The sequence below is a fragment of the Providencia sp. PROV208 genome, assembly GCF_028479465.1.
GTDB classification, from domain to species: domain Bacteria; phylum Pseudomonadota; class Gammaproteobacteria; order Enterobacterales; family Enterobacteriaceae; genus Providencia; species Providencia alcalifaciens.
This window is the reverse complement of record NZ_JAMPNS010000005.1, coordinates 1-1,444: the sequence shown is the minus strand read 5'-3', so window position 1 is coordinate 1,444 and position 1,444 is coordinate 1. Positions and strand designations below refer to the sequence as shown.

2 protein-coding genes are annotated in these 1,444 nt (G+C 45.0%); both read left to right on the top strand.

Annotated features, from left to right (window positions below; translation table 11 throughout):
* Positions 1-193 (top strand): hypothetical protein (locus PR766_RS04915; RefSeq protein WP_272518470.1); only part of this gene is annotated, 193 nt, incomplete at its 5' end.
* A complete protein-coding gene (locus tag PR766_RS04910) occupies positions 193-1,311 on the top strand; it encodes a hypothetical protein (protein ID WP_195848096.1) in 1,119 nt (372 codons plus the stop codon). The genes PR766_RS04915 and PR766_RS04910, both read left to right, overlap by 1 nt.
* Positions 1,312-1,444: the final 133 nt, after the last annotated feature.

Sequence of the window (1,444 nt, the reverse complement as noted above, 5' to 3'; positions counted from 1 at the left end):
AGACGTCTCCGCCGATATGCCTATACGCCAAGTGTCTTATCGCTGTGTCAGTGGGCAGCCGCAAGCTCAGCCGGTGGCAACGACGACACCCGAAGTGGCTCAGCAGATGACCATGCCGATGGATAACATCGAACCATTCACTCAAACACCACCCAAAACGCGTTGGTTACAGTCACCAGTAGGAGAAAAATAATGCGATTACATCACCAGAAACGCTGGAAAAAAACCTATTTAGTCACAATAGGCTTCGCGATATATAGCGTATTGACAGCGTTTAGTTACAGTGCCGATAACTGGGAGTTCCCTACTGGAGCAGTATTTAAGGAAACAGGAAAAATAGTATGGGAAAGTGAGGTTGTCGGCAAAACAGAACGCCCTAACTATACTGGATGGGCAGAGAATGTTATTCACGGAAAAGCACTATCTACTGTTCCCAACAGTAACTGGGGAGTGGTTGATGGCTACCACGGAATAGTTCTTGCACCTGGTATCATCCTCACTTTCTCAGGAATGTCCTACGCAGCTTCCAGTCGATACAACGTTAGAGTTGATTACCAATATCAAGGAGAACCGAAAGCATCCAGTACACAAAATGGTGTTGAGGTTAGCAAAAATGACGGGATTTATAAGTACAAAGCAAGACTAGCTAATATCCAATATTATAGTAATGATTTGCCGCATTTATATCAGGCGAGCCAATTAAAGGTAGCACTATATATCAGCAATTCTGTGAAACCTGGGACTTATTCATATTCAGGATTAGTTAATCTTGAAGTGGGAGAGATGCGTGTTTATCTCAATAAGACGCTTAAATTTGACTATACTCCGCCAATCTTATGCACCATCAACACGCCACCTAAGATTGATTTTGGCAAAGTGAATATTTGGGAGTGGGAAGGCAATACCTCTGGCACACCAGGAGGAAACCGCAAAGATGTTTTAGGGTCGATTGATGGGAATTTTACAATCAACTGTACTGGCAGTGCAGATGCACATACCCCCGCCAAATTGACGCTTAACGGCACGACTCAAACATATTCAAATGACTTAAAAATGACTATGGATGCTACCGGCGAGATCGCTCCTGCAACTATACGTGCTTCGATTAAATCGATATATGCACCCTGCCATACAAGTGGGATCAATTTTGGTACTGGTAATCTCACCCCACCTGCAAACGAAGTGAATTTGGGGGAGCTGACTGTCGGTCAACATCTAATCCCTTACCGTTTTAGCCTCTGTGCACTTGGGCAGGGCTTTAAATCCGGAGCCGCCTCTGCTTCTGCGACCGTCACCATTGATTGGGAATAACTCACCTCACCGCTTAGTGGTTTTCACCACGCGCCACTAAGCCCATATACTTCAACGATAAGAATCTCATGATAGCCACTTACCGCCGCCACTTTCTAACGCTACTGTTCATCGGGCTTCCAATGCTGTTATA